This window comes from Mucilaginibacter sp. PAMB04168 (assembly GCF_039634365.2).
Taxonomy (GTDB): Bacteria; Bacteroidota; Bacteroidia; order Sphingobacteriales; family Sphingobacteriaceae; genus Mucilaginibacter.
Genome location: NZ_CP155079.2, coordinates 4,879,686 through 4,895,102, shown reverse-complemented (window position 1 = coordinate 4,895,102; position 15,417 = coordinate 4,879,686). Strand labels below are relative to the sequence as shown.

Genomic DNA, 15,417 nt, shown 5'->3' with positions numbered 1-15,417 from the left:
TTTAAGAGAGTTATTAAAATCTCATTAGAGTTTTAACTTGCTGTCTCAATTGGGAGGAATACCTGCAGTTCCGTTCCGCTATCCACTTCCGTACGAATGCCGATAGAGCCCTTATGTAGCCTGATAATGTTTAAGGTTAACGGCAGGCCCACGCCATGACCTTCATAATCGTGCGTATTGGATGCCCTGAAAAAAGGTTCAAAAATATGCTGGACCTCTGTAGAGGGAATGCCAATGCCTTGGTCGGTTACGCTGATAACGATACGTTTGTTTTGCACAGATAGCTTAATGTTTACCAACTCGTTATGTGAATATTTACAAGCGTTGCTGATAATGTTTGTGACGGCCAGTCGGAGCAAATTGCTATTGCCCGATACGTGCAGCATATCTTCATTATCGGGAAGCGCCGAAAAATCGACTTGTATGTTGCTATCTGGATGGATTTTTTTGGCCGACTCAATAGACATCCAAATCAGCTCGTCCATGCGTATGCTTTGCCAATTTTGCTTTTTGCCATCGAAGCCCGATTGCGCCAGCAATAACAAACTGTTTAAAATTTGTATTAGCTTATCGGTTTCACTATTGATGGTGTGGAGCACTTGACGCTGCGCTGCGTTTAAGTCGGCTTTATTTAAGGCAAGCTCTATTTCGCTGTTGATAATAGTTAGTGGCGTGCGCAGTTCATGCGAGGCATTGCTCACAAAGTTATTTTGCGTAGAAAAGGCTGTTTCCAGCCGGTTGAGCATGTTGTTGAATGTATGGGTTAGCTCGGCAACTTCATCCTTGCCCTGTGGTTCATCAAGGCGATGGTGCAGATTATCAGATGTGATGCTTTTTACTTTGTCGGTAAGTTTGCGTATAGGTGTAAAAGTATAATAAGAAAACGCCTTGCCCACAAAGTATACGATGACCAGTGAGCCAAAAAAGCCGATAAGCAATATTTTTTGCAGTTCGCCAATCTCACGCAAACCGTAAGGATTCAGGGCCGATACAATGACAAGATACTTATCCTTTCCCTGGACTATAACCTTACCTGCAAAAAATTTATTCTTAACTTTAAAACGTGCACGCCCTTTAGCCAGTATTTCGGCAACAAAAGCGGAGGGTAAGCCTTTCGTGTCAAATGTTCCGTTTGAGGCTTTGATGAGTTCTTCTTTTTCGTGATCAAGCTTTTCTAAATACCGGTTACGTACCTCCTGGTAAGCGCGGCTTTCTTCGCCGGGAAAAAGCCGTACCTGTGAGTTGATATTTACGCGGGCTTCCAGTCGTTTAAAAAAGTCTTCATAATTAAACTGGTATTCAAAATATAGGATAAAAGCGTTAAGGAGTAACAAAATACCGGTTGAAAGCGCCAGGAAAAGTAGGGTTATCTTACTTTGAATTTTCATGCTGCTCTGTGTCTTTCATCATATAGCCCATGCCAAAAATAGTGTGTATATATCGGTTGATATTGTCTTTATCCAACTTTTTGCGCAGATAATTTACATACACATCTACTACGTTGGTGCCTAAATTGAAATCTATATCCCAAACGCTTTCCAGTATCTGAATGCGTGAAAGTACCTTTTTTTGATTTTTAATAAAATATTCCAGAAGCCTGTACTCAGTGGGGGTAAGGCTTAGCGGTGTATGATTGCGGGTTACAGTCTTGGCATCAGTGTCTACTTCTATATCGGCTATTCTGTGAACACTTTTTACGGACTGATCGCCGTTACGACGACGCAACAGTGTTCTGAGTCGTGCTGCCAGTTCCATAATTTTAAAGGGCTTCACCATGTAATCATCGGCGCCACTATCCAGTCCGGTTACAATATTTTCAGTAGAGTCGAGCGCCGTAAGCATTAATATAGGTACCTGCGTGTTGTTTTTACGAATATGCTGGCATACTTGTATGCCATCCATGCCAGGCAACATTACGTCCAGTATAATTAGGTCAAACTGATGCTCGGTTGCCATCTGGAGGCCGGTGAGCCCATTGGTAGCTACGCTTGTGTCAAAGCCGTACTCGTTCAGGCCGCGTTTAATCACAGATACAACATTGGGTTCGTCTTCAATAATTAAAATGGCCATAAGGGTAATGTGTTAAAGCTATCGGGTTAATAATAGGTATCTAAACAAACTTAAACGCTAAACATTAAAAACTGTTAAGAAAGCTGACGATGTTGCTATTTAATTACGGCTTTATTAAGGTAAAGGTTTTACTCAATGATAGCCGCAGGCACGTGTATTACTATACTATACACCGGCATGAATTGCTTGTGTAACAATGGTGTATTTTACACACTAATTGCCCCTTTGTTTGGTCTAATTGCACTATATTCACGATCTTAAATAACCAATAAATAATCCCTTTACGTAAAGGCTTATTCATGCGTTTCAAATTTTAATGATGAAGAACTTCCGCAAATTTTCTTTTTCGGCAATAATGTGCTGCGGCCTTTTTATTAGCGCCTATGCACAGCCTGTTACTGCACCGCTACCTGTTAAAGTTGTTGCAGGTAAACAAGGTTTCAACTTAACACGAGCCGGCAAGCCGTATTTTATAAAAGGAGCCGGCGGTACTAATTATAGCGACAGGTTGGCCAGTTATGGCGGTAACTCGCTGCGTACCTGGGACAGCCGCAACGGGCAAGATGTGTTAGACAAGGCGCAGAAACTCGGACTGAGCGTAACTATGGGTTTGAATGTTGCTCGTGAGCGCCATGGTTTTAATTATGATGACACAGCCGCCGTACACCAGCAACTCGAAAGGCTCAGACAGGAGGTAAGAAAATACAAAAATCATCCGGCGCTGCTCATTTGGGGTATTGGTAATGAGCTTAACCTGCAATATAAGAACCCGAAAGTTTGGGACGCTGTGAATGATATTGCCAAAATGATTCATCAGGAAGATCCCAATCACCCGGCTACTACTATGCTGGCTGGGGTTAACAAACGTGAGGTGGATTACATCAAAGTACGCTGCCCCAATCTTGATTTATTATCAGTGCAGGTATATGGCGGCCTGGCCAAGGTGCCTCAGCAAATGCTTGATGCAGGCTGGCAAGGCGCTTATATGGTAACTGAATGGGGGCCAACAGGCCATTGGGAAGGACCGCAAACTCCCTGGAAGGCATCTGTTGAGGAAACAAGCAGTGAGAAAGCAGCCGTTTATAAAAGCCGTTATGAGGCATCTATTAAACAGGATAAGCATTGCGTGGGTTCATACGTATTTTTATGGGGACAGAAGCAGGAACGTACTCCCACCTGGTATGGCCTGTTTACCGAGGCCGGCGAAGAAAATGAAGTGGTTGACGTGATGCAATACCTTTGGACAGGCAGTTGGCCTAAAAACCGAGCGCCTCATATAAGTTCATTTTTGTTGAACGGTAAACCGGCTGCAGACAATATTTTCCTGCAACCTGGTAAAAGCTATAATGCAGTTGCTGCCGTAACTGATCCAAACCAGGATAAATTAACCACCCGATGGGAGTTGCTGCCCGAAAGTACCGATCTGAAAGAAGGGGGTGACCATGAATCGAGACCCCAACCCATCAACGGGTTATTATCATCAGCTGTTACGAACAAGGCCATCCTTAAAACACCCGAAAAAGAAGGCGCTTACCGTTTGTTTGTATATGTGAGCGACGGGCATAACAAAGTAGCAACCGCTAACATTCCATTTTATGTTAGAGCAGCTGCACAGTAAGGCAGATATACTATCTTAGCATTTAAACGTTTGCTGCATGCGGTTAAAAAAGTGGTTGTTCTTAGGTATATTCAGTTTGGCTATTAGCTCATTTGTTCCTGAAAAGGAAATCAAGTGGGTAGCCATTGGCGATTCCATTACATACCTGAATGACCATTTAGACGAAACAGGCAACCGGGTTACGAAGGGTTATTTAAGCCGGGTCACAGAAAAACTTCCTTATATACAATATACCAACCAGGGCCATAACGGATGGACCGCTATTCGCATAGCTAAGCAAATTGAAAAGCTGGGCATACAGAAAGCTGATGTATATACAGTGTTGTTGGGAACTAACGATTGGTGGGGAAGCCAGCCTTTGGGCACCATAACTGATTACAATAACAATACCGGTTATGCTACAGTTTACGGCGCATTTCGGGTTATTATAAATTACTTGCGTAAGGTAAGCCCGCAAGCCCAGATTATACTCTTAACACCTATGCAACGTGCCGATTTTGTTTATCTGCGCAATCCTAAAAATAATGCATGGGGCTCATACAGGCAAAAGAATGAGCGATGGCTTGCCGAGTTTGCAGATGCTGTTAAAGAGATTGGTAGGCAGGAGGATTTGAATGTGGTTGATCTTTACAGCAAAGGCAGTTTAAAGGTAAAGCGTTTAGTGAAATTTAAGCGATTAAGAGATACCGTAAGCGGTAGGTATCAAAACTTCCGTTATCCGGATTATACTACCTTAAAGTTCAACCCCGTCGAAGACGATTATCCGTACCCGCCTGAAGCAATTGGCATTACCTACGATGGCCTGCACCCTTCTGATAAAGGCAACCAGGTGATTGCTCACCTATTGGTTAAGGTAATGAAGAAGCTGAAATTTTAGATACACATTTCTTTTAAAATATGGTCTTCAACCGCTATGGCCTATAAGTATGAGCTTAGCGAAGCAATATTGCCCTGCTAAAAGCCTTCAATAAACCCCATACCGACAGCGTATTTGTTAGGCAACTGGTTCTTCCTGTTCTTTAATCACCAGTTTATCGACGGTCAATGTTCCTACCTGCAAATCTTTAATCACCATACGCTTAATAGCTACGCGGCCAATGGCCACAGCCCCTATGGCAACCGCACCAACGGCCAGCGCGCCAAGAGCCCATGCGCCCAATGCCGAAGCTCCGACGGCCGAAGCGCCCACTGCTGTTGCGCCAATGGCCCGCGCACCAATGGCTTCGGCGCCAATAGCTTTTGCACCGGTAAGTTTAGTTAATGTATTTGCTAATAATTTCATTCCATTTGTTATTAAGTGACGATTCTAACAATTAGTCCTGCTTAATAGATTGGCTTTTTATGCATGTTCTTTTAAAAGGGCTAATGCCTTTTTTAAGTCGGCTTTGGTTTTGTGTATATCTTTCCAGGGATCTTCTACATTTTTAAGTCGGTCTTTTAGCGTGTATATGGTAAAGTCGGCTAAAGATAACTGGTCGTTTACCTCATGCCAGTGCAAGGGGGTAGATACTGTAGCGCCAGGCTTGGGCCGTACCGAATAAGGTGCAGCAATGGTTTGCCCGCGGCGGTTCTGTAAAAAATCGATGTAGGTTTTGTTTTTACGCTTGGCCGGGTTGCGTTCAACACTGGTAATGTCTGGCAGCTCATCATGGATCAGGTGAGCAGTGTACTCAGCAAACATCTTTACAAAATCATAATCGTACACAGCACCCAGGTAACAGTAAATGTGCAGTCCTTTAGATCCCGATGTTTTGATGAAAGTTTTAAGTTTCATGCGGTCAAACACCTCTTTAGTTTTTAAGGCCACCTGCACAGCTTCGGTAAAAGGAACATCGTGCGGGTCAACGTCTATTACCACATACTCGGGGTTATCTGGCGTTTGATAGTTACTCAACCATGGGTTTATCTCAATAGAGCCCAGATTCACTACATAAAGCAATGTTGCTTCATCATCGCCTACAATGTAATTGATATCTTTATCGTTGCTTTCAGAATATAGCTTTTCGGTCTTTATCCAATCGGGTAAATGGGTTACATCCACATCTTTTTGGAAAAAGCCGGGGTCGTCAATTCCATTTGGCTGCCTGCGCATAGAAAGGGCTTTATCTTTAAGATACGGCACCATTAGCGGGGCAATATCCCGGTAGTAGTTAAGCATTTCGCCTTTGCTAATGCCTTCTTTTTTCCAATACAGCTTATTTTGGTTGGTAAGCTTCACTTTCTTTTTGCCGTAAGTAACGGTAGTTTCATCAGCCAGTTGTTTGTCGGGTGTTTCCATTAACACGTGGTCTGGCTCTTTATCCATGCGTAGGCCCTTAAAGACCGGATGGCGCATACTGCCGTCGGCAGTCCACTCCGAATAAAACACTTCGCAAACCAATTTGGGCTCCACCCAGGTTACCTTACCGTGGTAATTTATCTTGTCGGGAAAAGGCCTTTCTGTGGTAACAATGGGTTGTAGCTTATCAAACAAATCCTGCAAGCTTTCGGTATTAAAGCCGCTGCCGCAGTTGCCTACGTATTTAATGTTTTCGCCCTGCTGTACGCCCAATACCAGCGATCCGATGTGCTTACGGGCACCTTTAGGAGGCGTGTAACCGCAAATAATGGCTTCCTGTGAGGCCTGCACTTTAAACTTCAACCAATGGTCGCTGCGGCGGCCGCTTTCGTACACGCTTTGTGCGTCTTTACCAATTACACCCTCCCAGCCTTGCTTTTGTGATTTAACCATCATCTCGGTACCATTGCCTACCGTATGTTCCAGGTAGGTGATAGATGATTCTTTTGGAAAAGATGCTGTAAAGGCTTTTAATAACTCCTTACGTTTAACGAGCGGCAAGTCACGCAGATCATGCCCGTCCAACTGCAATAGATCGAACACATAGTACCTTAATGTGCGTTTATTCTTCTGGCTGTTATAGTTTTGCAAATCCTGAAAGATACTGCGCCCATGGCTGTCTTCCAGTACAATTTCCCCATCAAGCACAGCTTTTTCAGGCAGTTGCTTCAGCTCGTTAAAAACCTTTTCATACTTCTCATTGAACTCAATGCCATTGCGCGAAATTAACGCCGCTTTTTTGCCGGTGTAGCCGATAGCGCGGTAGCCGTCAATCTTTGATTCATATAGCCAGTTAGCGTCGTCAAACAACTGCGGTTCAAGCTTGGCCAGCATGGGCTTTATATAACGTGTGCGTTTACCGCTTTCGTCTTCAGATTTCTTTGCAGCGCTTTTTTTAGCAGGTGTTGCTGCTTTGGCAGGTTCCTTTTTAGCTGGCATGTCAACTTCCAGTAACGCATGCTTAGGCAGCTTTTTAACTTTGCCGTCCTTATTATTTTTAAGCACCTTAATATTATCAGGAACAAAAGCCTCGCTGTCAAATTTAGCGGTTACGGCAAAATCATCTTTGTGCTTTATCAGCAGCCAGGAATTGTCGTCCTCTTTATCAGAGTTGTGCAGTTTAACCAATGCAAACTCGCCTCTAAGTATCTCACCATTCAGCCTGAATTTCAGATTTCCCGAATGAAGGCCGGCATGCAGGGTTTTTACATCGTCTTTGCGGTCGGGGGCCAGCGACTCGTACGTGCCATGATCCCAGGTTATCACAATGCCCGCACCGTACTCGCCATTGGGTATCACGCCTTCAAAATGCTGGTAATCGTAAGGATGATCTTCCACCATCATGGCCAGCCGTTTATCGCCGGGGTTCATGGACGGGCCTTTGGGCACAGCCCAGCTTTTGAGCACACCATCCAGCTCCAGCCTAAAATCGTAATGCAGGTGTGATGCATGGTGCCTTTGCACTACAAAACTTAAAGTTTTGCCGCTACCCTTGCCGCCCTTAGGCTCCGCTGTTTTCTTAAAATCGCGCTTGGCTTCATACTTCTCTAAACTCATGGCTTAAGCTCCTTTCCGTGTATTGAGACTTTGCATTAATTGATCGTACAAGTCGTCGCTGCTGGTTTTGGCAACCTTAAGCTTCTTAATGGTTGGGCGTTTACCTTTAGCCTTGGCTTTAATGATCTTTAACAGCTCAGCCGTGTACTCATCCTTAAATTTTGATACGTCAAAATCTTCGGTATACTGCTTAATCAGAGCCAGACCCATATCTAGTTCTTTTTTGCTTACCGTAGCATCAGGCAGTTTAAGGTCGTCGGTTGAGCGCAGTTCCTGGGCAAAACGGATGCGGCTAACCACCAGTGCTTTTTCAACCGGGTGGATAATACACAGGCTCTCGCTGTTGCGTAATACAAAGCGCCCTAAGCCAGCTTTGCCCGTTTTTTTGAGCGCTTCCAGCAATAGTATATAGGCTTTGCTGTTTTTGGCATCGGGCTCGGCATAATATGATGTTTCGTAATACATGGGGTTTATGTCTACCGCTTCCACAAAGCTTTCAATCTCAATCAGCTTTGTTTTTTCAGGACTGGCATCCTCAAAGTCTTGTTCGTCAAGCACCACGTAATCATCATCCAGCTTGTAGGCGCGTACTATTTTATCGTACGGAACCTCTTTATGCGTGTGCTCGTTCACCCGCAAAAAGCGAATATGCGAATGGTCGCGGCTATCGAGCATATCCAGATCGAGCGTGCTGTTTTGCACGGCCGAGTATAATTTAACAGGAATGTTTACCAGCCCAAATCCAATTGAGCCTTTCCAGATCGACCTCATCATAACAGTAGTGTTTATATGGATATAACTATTAAATTGATGAATGAGTTTGCAAAGAGGATAATAAGCGTATCGCGTTCACTTAGAATGTGTTAAAACTTGTGTTGAGATTGGATGCAATAAGCCGCTGTAAATCAACGACAAATTTACTGGACACGGCTTAGTGTTTTGAAGTTGTTAACATGCGTGTGGAAAACTTATTAACGTTTGTAGATAAAAACCCTGATAAACAAGGTAGTAGGGGCGTAGTTGTTGCTTTGTATAAGTTACAAGGTGTTAGCTGATATTTTAAATTTACTTGCTTTTTGAATGCTAATTTATAACGATGATTCAAAATGCCAGCTACCAGATAATAGACACAGTAATGTTAATGACATAATACAAAACCTTTGCCTCATGACTGCACAATTACAGGAGATACAGCAAGCACTGAAAAGTATGGTGCTCACTTATATAGACGCGCAAAAAATAAACATTGAGGCATCGTATGATACTAAGGTAAACGCTGCCGAAACCAATATTCGCATTATTGCCAATAAGCGCCTGCCGTTTTTAATTTATGACCTGATGAAGCAGCTACATGTGCTCGAAGCCATTGAGTTTGAAAGTACAGAAGCATCGGTTCAATATGTGGTGCAAGTTATAGCCAGCATGACTAATTTTGGCGACATATGGGACCAATGCCTCCTTAAATGGGGTAAACGTTCGGCCGCCCAGGTCACCATTCAAAACCTGTTTGAACTCTTCGATGATATTAAAACCAACTTTGATACGCTATCCGGTTTTACCCATCAGCCAGCAAAGTGATTTAGAAAGTAGAGCAATATCCTAATAAAGAGCACAGGTAGCTATTGCAGCAGCCGGAGTATGACCTTGTGTGATGACGTTATCACGGAGTTGAATTGTTCACACCTTGTTTTGAGGCATTCATGCCGTCGTTACGCGTATTTTTCTTCCTTTTTTAAAGACACAAGATGTAGCCGCTGTGGTAATAAGGAAACGAAGAGAGAGTTAATAACACGTGTCAGTTTCCTGCCGTAAAGCGTAAGCTACAAGCAAACCACCCTCACAATGACGATTGGAAGTTTACTTTTCTAACGTCATCACAAATCCCCCATTCCCTTTTATTTTAACCGTTTGTGTAGCTCCCGAACTGATAGCCGCCGTAGAAAATGAGAACTCCTCGCTGCCGTCATTAATCAGCGTGCGTTTAGTAAAATACTTAAAGGCAGATAAATTGAGCTTGAGGTTTTTCTCTGTATTCTCACCATTAATACCGGCTATGATCCAGCGGTTGCCGCTTTTGCGGGCTATAATAGCCAGTTTACCGGGGTAGCCGTCTATAAACTTCACCTCATCCCATCGGGCGGGCAGGTTGCGCAAAAAGTTTTTTACATATTCAGGGGCTTTTTGCATGCTCTGATCAGTTTCGGCCATGTGCTGTATGCCCGATAGGAACAGTACAGGCAAAGCCAACTGAAAGGCGTTGGTGGTTTTGCGTTTAATGCGCGGTATCTCACCAAACACCATTGGCGTAAAATCCATTGGGTCGAATACGTTGCGGGTAAACGGTATAGTGGCGCAATGCTGGGCTTGTATATCCTGGTTGCGCTGTTCAAAGGTTGCAAATTCCATCCCTTTAATAGCCTCGGTAGTAACCAGGTTAGGGTAGGTGCGCTGCAAGCCACGGGGCAGCGTAGCCCCATGAAAGTTTACCTGTAACTTGTGGGTCAAAGCATCTTTTAAAATATCAATGTAGTACTGCATCATTGATTGGCCGTCGCCGCCAAAAAAGTCGACCTTAACGCCTTTAATGCCCAGTTTTTGCAGGCGGGCAAATTCCTGCATGCGGCTTTCATGCGTTAGCATTTTATTGCGGGGCGTATAAGGTGCTGTGTTCCAGGCCCCGGCGGAGTTGTACCAGAGTATGATGCCCACGTTTTTTATTTTGGCATAGTCTGCCAGTTCCTTTATCTTCTCATATCCTATTTTTCTGTCCCAGTCGGCGTCAATTAAACAGTAGGCCCAGTGCATCTGAGCTGCATAATCAATAAAGCGTTTTTGTACGCTGTATTTGGTCGAGTCGTCCTTTAAAATCACCCAGCTCCATGAGGCCTGCCCTGGTTTTACAAATGAGACATCTGCCTTAACGGCGGGTGGAGCCACATCGGTGCCCATGGTAGATTCGGTAATGGTTTTAAGCGAACCAATTGTGATAATACGCCAGGGTGTATACCATGGCAATCTTGACTCAGGTCCTAAATTGCCGCCTGTAAAAACCTCAGTCGGTTGCGGAAAGCCTATTGCGTACTCGCCATCAGGCGATTCGGCCTTAAGGCGCGTGCCGCAATAGTTGCCCTCAGGAAAAGTTTCACTAATGAGCGCCCAGTTACTGCCCGACTGAAACAAGGCAGGGTAAACCCAACCCGCTTTAATAGGCGATGGCTTGCCAACCGGTATGCTCTGCTCATAATATTCTTCGTAAGAGGGATTGGTTTGTGACCAGCCAGTTTTAGCATCAGACATGGGCTGCAAAAAACCTTTGGAATTTGTGCTGAATTTGTATGTAGTGAGTTCTTCGGTTATCTTCTTGACGTCTGTTGATCTTTCCGGGAAGTAATAACGGAAAGCCACCCCGTCGTTAGATACCTGGAATATGACATCCATCAGTTTGCCCTCTTGATTCTTCAGGTGAAAAAACTGCCGGGTTGCCTTGTAGGTAATATTCCTTTTTTTAGCCGTCGCCAAATTATACCGGTAAGTAACTATCAGCTCTTTGGGCACGTTTTCAAACACCAGTCCTTTCGAAAAATCCGCATCTTCACGTATCAGCCCAAGTTTCGACTTTAAAATGATAGGAGACCCTTTATAACTTACTTCATAGTATAGTCTCTTATCATCGAGCCCAACCTTTACTAAAATTTGTTGGTTAGGGCTACGTACCTGAAAAGGTTGTGCACTGGCTGTTTTAAGCATTGATAACAGCAATACTGTGATGCTGAGCAATTGCAGCTTTTTCATGGCAGAGGTTATTGTTGTTTATTTGGTTTTATTCATCAAATAGCCACAGCTTGTTGATGAAAGGTTAACTATTGGCTGTTACAAATAAACAGAAAGAAAACTTCAAAGCCATCCTGTTCCATGATTTTTCGCACAACGGGAAAAAAGTGCGTTGGCATCATTGTCTGTCCTGATTGAAGGGTGAGCTATTTTGAAATTAGCGTTTGTTTGTTCACATTAGCAAAATAAGCCCAATTACCTAAGTTTCCTATTAAGCGGTTATGCCGCCAACTGTTATTGATATGTCTTTGCCGCGTTTCATTCTACCACGACTGAAAAATATTGCCTTGTTTTCATTTGCTGTATGCAGTCAATTGTTGTGCATAAGCGATAGTTATGGCCAGTCGCACAAGTTGCTCTGGCATGGCAAAGAGCGCGAGATAAGATACCAGCCTGATGGGCAGGATATTGTGATTCACAATGGCACTAGGCGCTTTAACCGTGCTATATATGGTACCAACACTGCGTTTAGAATTGAGGCAGGAGATTTGCCCGAATTTGCCTTGTACCTGCCCGGAATGGGCGGTAACCTCAAATTGGGCCTGGTTAAGAATAAAGAAAGCAAATGGCTTATTGAAGCCAAAGCTATTGAAGCACGGTACCGTGCCGGCTCCATGCTGTACACCATTCATGATCCTATATTAGGCAAGGGAGTTATTCATGTTCAGTTGCTTGCGGCTGCCAGTACTGAACACATGCTGCTTAAAGTAGAGCTAAAGGATGCACCAGGCGTAGAGTTATTTTGGGCCTACGGCGGTGCAACGGGTAAGAAGTTCTCGCGCGATGGCGATATAGGTGCCGATCCGGAATCCTCGTTCTACCTAAAGCCAGAGTATTGCGTAAATAATGCGGTAGAAATAAACCAGACGATCTTCCGCATAAACTTTAACGCTAAAGCGACAACGGAGGCTACCCGGTATGAGAATGAGCAAAGTCCGGCTAAAAGGAATGAAACCGAAACATCAAAGAATGCGGTTTCTGGTCTGTTCCCCGCTTCTGTTATAGCAAAGCAGGGCAATGCCGAACAGCAAAGCACACCTTTAACGTTGCTAAACTCAGTGCCCACTGGCAAGCCGCTTGCCTGCGGACTGGTTAAGAACACACAAGCGCCTTTATACTGGATGATAGGCCGCGGTGCAACTTTGGGCAACAACAATCAAATTACCCAATTGATGCAGGAGGCAGAGGTGGCCCGTCAGACGTTAACCTCGCGTGTGCAGCTGCATACGCCCGATGCTTATATCAATACACTTGGTTCGGCACTGGCGGTAGCCGGTGATGCCATTTGGGAAAATCCATCTTACATGCACGGCGCGGTGGCCTGGCGTATGCGCCTGCCGGCTTGGCGCGGTGCATACGTAGCCGATCTTTTGGGCTGGCATGACCGAGCCTCACAGCACTTTAACAGCTATGCGCTATCGCAAGTAACCACGCCCGAGAGCGGACCCATCATAGCCGACACTGCCTTACACCTGGCACGCCAGCTTGAAAAGTTAGGTACCGCTATGTTTAGCAGCGGCTACATTAGCCGTAACCCCGGCGGCGATCTGCGCCCGCATCATTATGACATGAACCTCGTGTTTATTGACCAGTTGCTCAATCACTTTAACTGGACAGGTGACGTTACCGAAATTAAAAAGCTTTGGCCGTTAATTAAACGGCACCTGGCCTGGGAGAAAAGAAATTATGATTTGGATGGAGATGGGCTTTATGACGCTTACTGTGCCATTTGGGCCAGCGACGCCCTGCAATACAGTGGCGGTGGCGTAACGCATTCATCGGCCTATAACTACCGGGCTAACCAAATGGCCGCCTTGCTGGCCCGTTTGGTAGGTGAAGATCCGGCACCATATGAGCGTGAGGCTGCACATATCAAGCAAGCTATTGCTACTACGTTATGGATGCCGGGCAAAGGTACTTATGCCGAGTTTAAAGACTTGTTGGGTAACCGCCTGCTCCATACATCGCCGGCTTTGTGGACCATTTACCATGCTATCGACGAAGGTGTTCCGGACAGCCGCCAAGCTTACCAAAGCCTGCGATATGTGGATACGGATATACCACATATACCTATAACAGCCAAAGGCTTAACCGGTAACTACTGGTTGCTGAGTACCAGTAACTGGCTGCCTTATACCTGGTCAATTAACAATGTGGCCATGGCCGAAAATCTGCACACAGCTTTGGCTTACTGGCAGGGCGGCCGTTCGGCAAATGCTTATCAGCTTTGGAAAAGCACTTTACTGGAAAGTATGTACCTGGGGGCAAGTCCGGGTAGTTTTCAGCAATTATCTTTTTATGACGCACAGCGCGGCGAACTGTACCGTGATTTTGCCGATCCGGTGGGTATGGCTGCCCGTACCCTGGTTGAGGGCTTATTTGGTGTAAAGCCCGATTTATTGAACAATACCCTTACCATCAAGCCGGGGTTCCCATCGGCATGGAACTACGCTGCTCTAAAGGTTCCAGATATCAGCATTGATTTTAAGCGCAATGGTCTTACCGACAGCTATACCATAGCCTCATCATTACCCAGGGCAACTTCACTCAAATTACAGATCAACGCCCGGGCAGCTCAGCTAAAACAAATAACCGTTAACGGGCAGCCAGTTAAGTGGAGTTGCATAACTTCCTCAGTCGGGCAGCCGGTTATACAAGTTGAGGCAGGCGTACAAAAAAGCTATGCCATTAAAATACTCTGGAGCGGGAATACTATTTTAAACTTGCCTGTTGAAGCCGATTGTGCTGCTGGTAAAACATACACGCAAACATTTGGCAAAGCAACGGTGCTGCAAATAGCCGATCCGCAGAGCGTGCTGCAAAGCAAACGCAGCTTGCCTCACCAAATCAGTTGGGCAGTTAAACCCTTAACCGGCAATTTTACAGTATTTGTTCAGCTAAAAGAGGCCGCGTTAACTTGGTGGCAGCCAATACATATTGCCGCCTATGCCAAGCCGGTTGAAGTGAAGTATGATACCAACCAGCCCGAAAACGAAATCAGGTTCGGGGTACAAAGCCACGGCTACAAGGGTAGGGTATTGGTACAGGTTAACCCGTATACCAAGTCAACCTATCAAAGCAGCGTAAATGCTGTCGAAAATCAATCTATCGCCGAAATCACGGTTTCGGCGGCGCATTTAATTCCGGGTAGTAACCGAATCAGATTGCAATATGGCGGACAGGTCATTGATACGACTATTATAAACTGGAGAGTTAATGCGGCAAATAGCTCAGCCATGCAAACGGTTGATATGTCGGCCAGCTTTAACGATGAGCTTACACACATTTTTACCAATCAGTACCTGTCGCCAAGGCCTAAAAGTGCAACGCTGCAGCTGCCGGTACAAGGAATTGGTAACTGGTGTTATCCGCTTACCACGGCCAAAATTGATGATAGTGGTTTGCGTAAAGCGGCCGGTTCGCAAAACAAGTTTACGCTGCCTCAGCAAATTCCGTTTAGTACCCTAAATACGGGTAAAAACATTGCTTTTACCTCGCAGTGGGATAATTACCCCCGCAGTTTAAGCGTACCGTTAAACGGGGCGGCCTCACATGCCTACTTGTTAATGGCTGGTTCTACCAACCCTATGCAGAGCCGCTTAACTAACGGTACTATTACAGTTAACTACGAGGATGGCACCAAAGAACTGCTGGAACTGAAAAACCCCGAGAACTGGTGGCCCATAGAGCAGGACTATGATAATGACGGTTTTGCATTTAACCCGGGTGCTGCAAAGCCCCTGCGTGTTTACCTTAAAACAGGAACCGCATCATTAGATTTTACAAATTACACCACCATTAAAGGCTTTAGCAATAAAGCCATAGACGGCGGGGCAGCCACCGTGCTAGATTTGTGCCTCAACCCGGCTAAGAAGTTAAAAAGTTTAGAGTTAAGAACCGTTGCCAATGATGTAGTGATAGGCTTAATGGGAGTGACGTTGGTAAGGTAATCGGAATAGGTTATTAACCTGACAAACTATGTCGTTTTAAATGAAAAGACTGA

Annotated in this window: 10 protein-coding genes; 4 read left to right on the top strand and 6 right to left on the bottom strand. The window is 45.0% G+C overall.

All coding sequences use genetic code 11. From position 1 onward, the window contains the following. Positions 1-32 precede the first annotated feature (32 nt). Together ABDD94_RS20615 and ABDD94_RS20610 are read right to left on the bottom strand one after the other, a co-directional pair. Positions 33-1,388 carry a HAMP domain-containing sensor histidine kinase gene (locus ABDD94_RS20615; protein ID WP_345953813.1) on the bottom strand — a complete coding sequence of 452 codons (1,356 nt, stop codon included), beginning with the start codon at positions 1,386-1,388 and terminating at the stop codon, positions 33-35. Next, complete coding sequence (locus ABDD94_RS20610) at positions 1,372-2,070, bottom strand: response regulator transcription factor (protein ID WP_345953812.1); 699 nt, start codon at positions 2,068-2,070, stop codon at positions 1,372-1,374. Before ABDD94_RS20610 ends, ABDD94_RS20615 begins: the two co-directional genes overlap by 17 nt. 316 nt (positions 2,071-2,386) lie before the next feature. Between ABDD94_RS20610 and ABDD94_RS20605 the strand changes: the two genes are divergently transcribed. Together ABDD94_RS20605 and ABDD94_RS20600 are read left to right on the top strand one after the other, a co-directional pair. Beyond that, on the top strand, positions 2,387-3,688 hold the full coding sequence (locus tag ABDD94_RS20605) for a glycoside hydrolase family 2 TIM barrel-domain containing protein (protein WP_345953811.1): 1,302 nt from the start codon (positions 2,387-2,389) through the stop codon (positions 3,686-3,688). A gap of 37 nt (positions 3,689-3,725) precedes the next feature. Then, entirely contained in the window at positions 3,726-4,565 is an 840-nt protein-coding gene (locus ABDD94_RS20600) for an SGNH/GDSL hydrolase family protein (protein ID WP_345953810.1), read from the top strand. Between the two features lie 117 nt (positions 4,566-4,682). Here the strand turns inward: ABDD94_RS20600 and ABDD94_RS20595 are convergent, their stop codons facing one another. Genes ABDD94_RS20595 through ABDD94_RS20585 form a run of 3 tightly spaced genes read right to left on the bottom strand, consistent with a single transcriptional unit; the run spans position 4,683 to position 8,354 of the window. After that, complete coding sequence (locus tag ABDD94_RS20595; protein ID WP_345953809.1) at positions 4,683-4,970, bottom strand: hypothetical protein; 288 nt, start codon at positions 4,968-4,970, stop codon at positions 4,683-4,685. Between the two features lie 57 nt (positions 4,971-5,027). Beyond that, on the bottom strand, positions 5,028-7,583 hold the full coding sequence (gene ligD, locus ABDD94_RS20590; protein WP_345953808.1) for a DNA ligase D: 2,556 nt from the start codon (positions 7,581-7,583) through the stop codon (positions 5,028-5,030). Between the two features lie 3 nt (positions 7,584-7,586). After that, positions 7,587-8,354 (bottom strand): Ku protein, encoded by a 768-nt coding sequence (locus ABDD94_RS20585; protein ID WP_345955999.1) that lies wholly within the window; start codon positions 8,352-8,354, stop codon positions 7,587-7,589. A 396-nt stretch (positions 8,355-8,750) separates the two neighbouring features. On the opposite strand from ABDD94_RS20585, the gene ABDD94_RS20580 reads away from it, so the two are divergent. Next, positions 8,751-9,161: a hypothetical protein gene (locus tag ABDD94_RS20580; RefSeq protein WP_345953807.1), complete on the top strand. Its 411-nt coding sequence runs from the start codon at positions 8,751-8,753 to the stop codon at positions 9,159-9,161. Positions 9,162-9,440: 279 nt separating this feature from the next. Here ABDD94_RS20580 and ABDD94_RS20575 read toward each other — a convergent pair whose 3' ends face one another. Beyond that, positions 9,441-11,375, bottom strand: coding sequence for a glycoside hydrolase family 97 catalytic domain-containing protein (locus tag ABDD94_RS20575; protein ID WP_345953806.1), 1,935 nt, complete (start codon positions 11,373-11,375; stop codon positions 9,441-9,443). Positions 11,376-11,635: 260 nt separating this feature from the next. Between ABDD94_RS20575 and ABDD94_RS20570 the strand changes: the two genes are divergently transcribed. After that, on the top strand, positions 11,636-15,364 hold the full coding sequence (locus ABDD94_RS20570) for a DUF4450 domain-containing protein (RefSeq protein ID WP_345953805.1): 3,729 nt from the start codon (positions 11,636-11,638) through the stop codon (positions 15,362-15,364). Positions 15,365-15,417 lie beyond the last annotated feature (53 nt).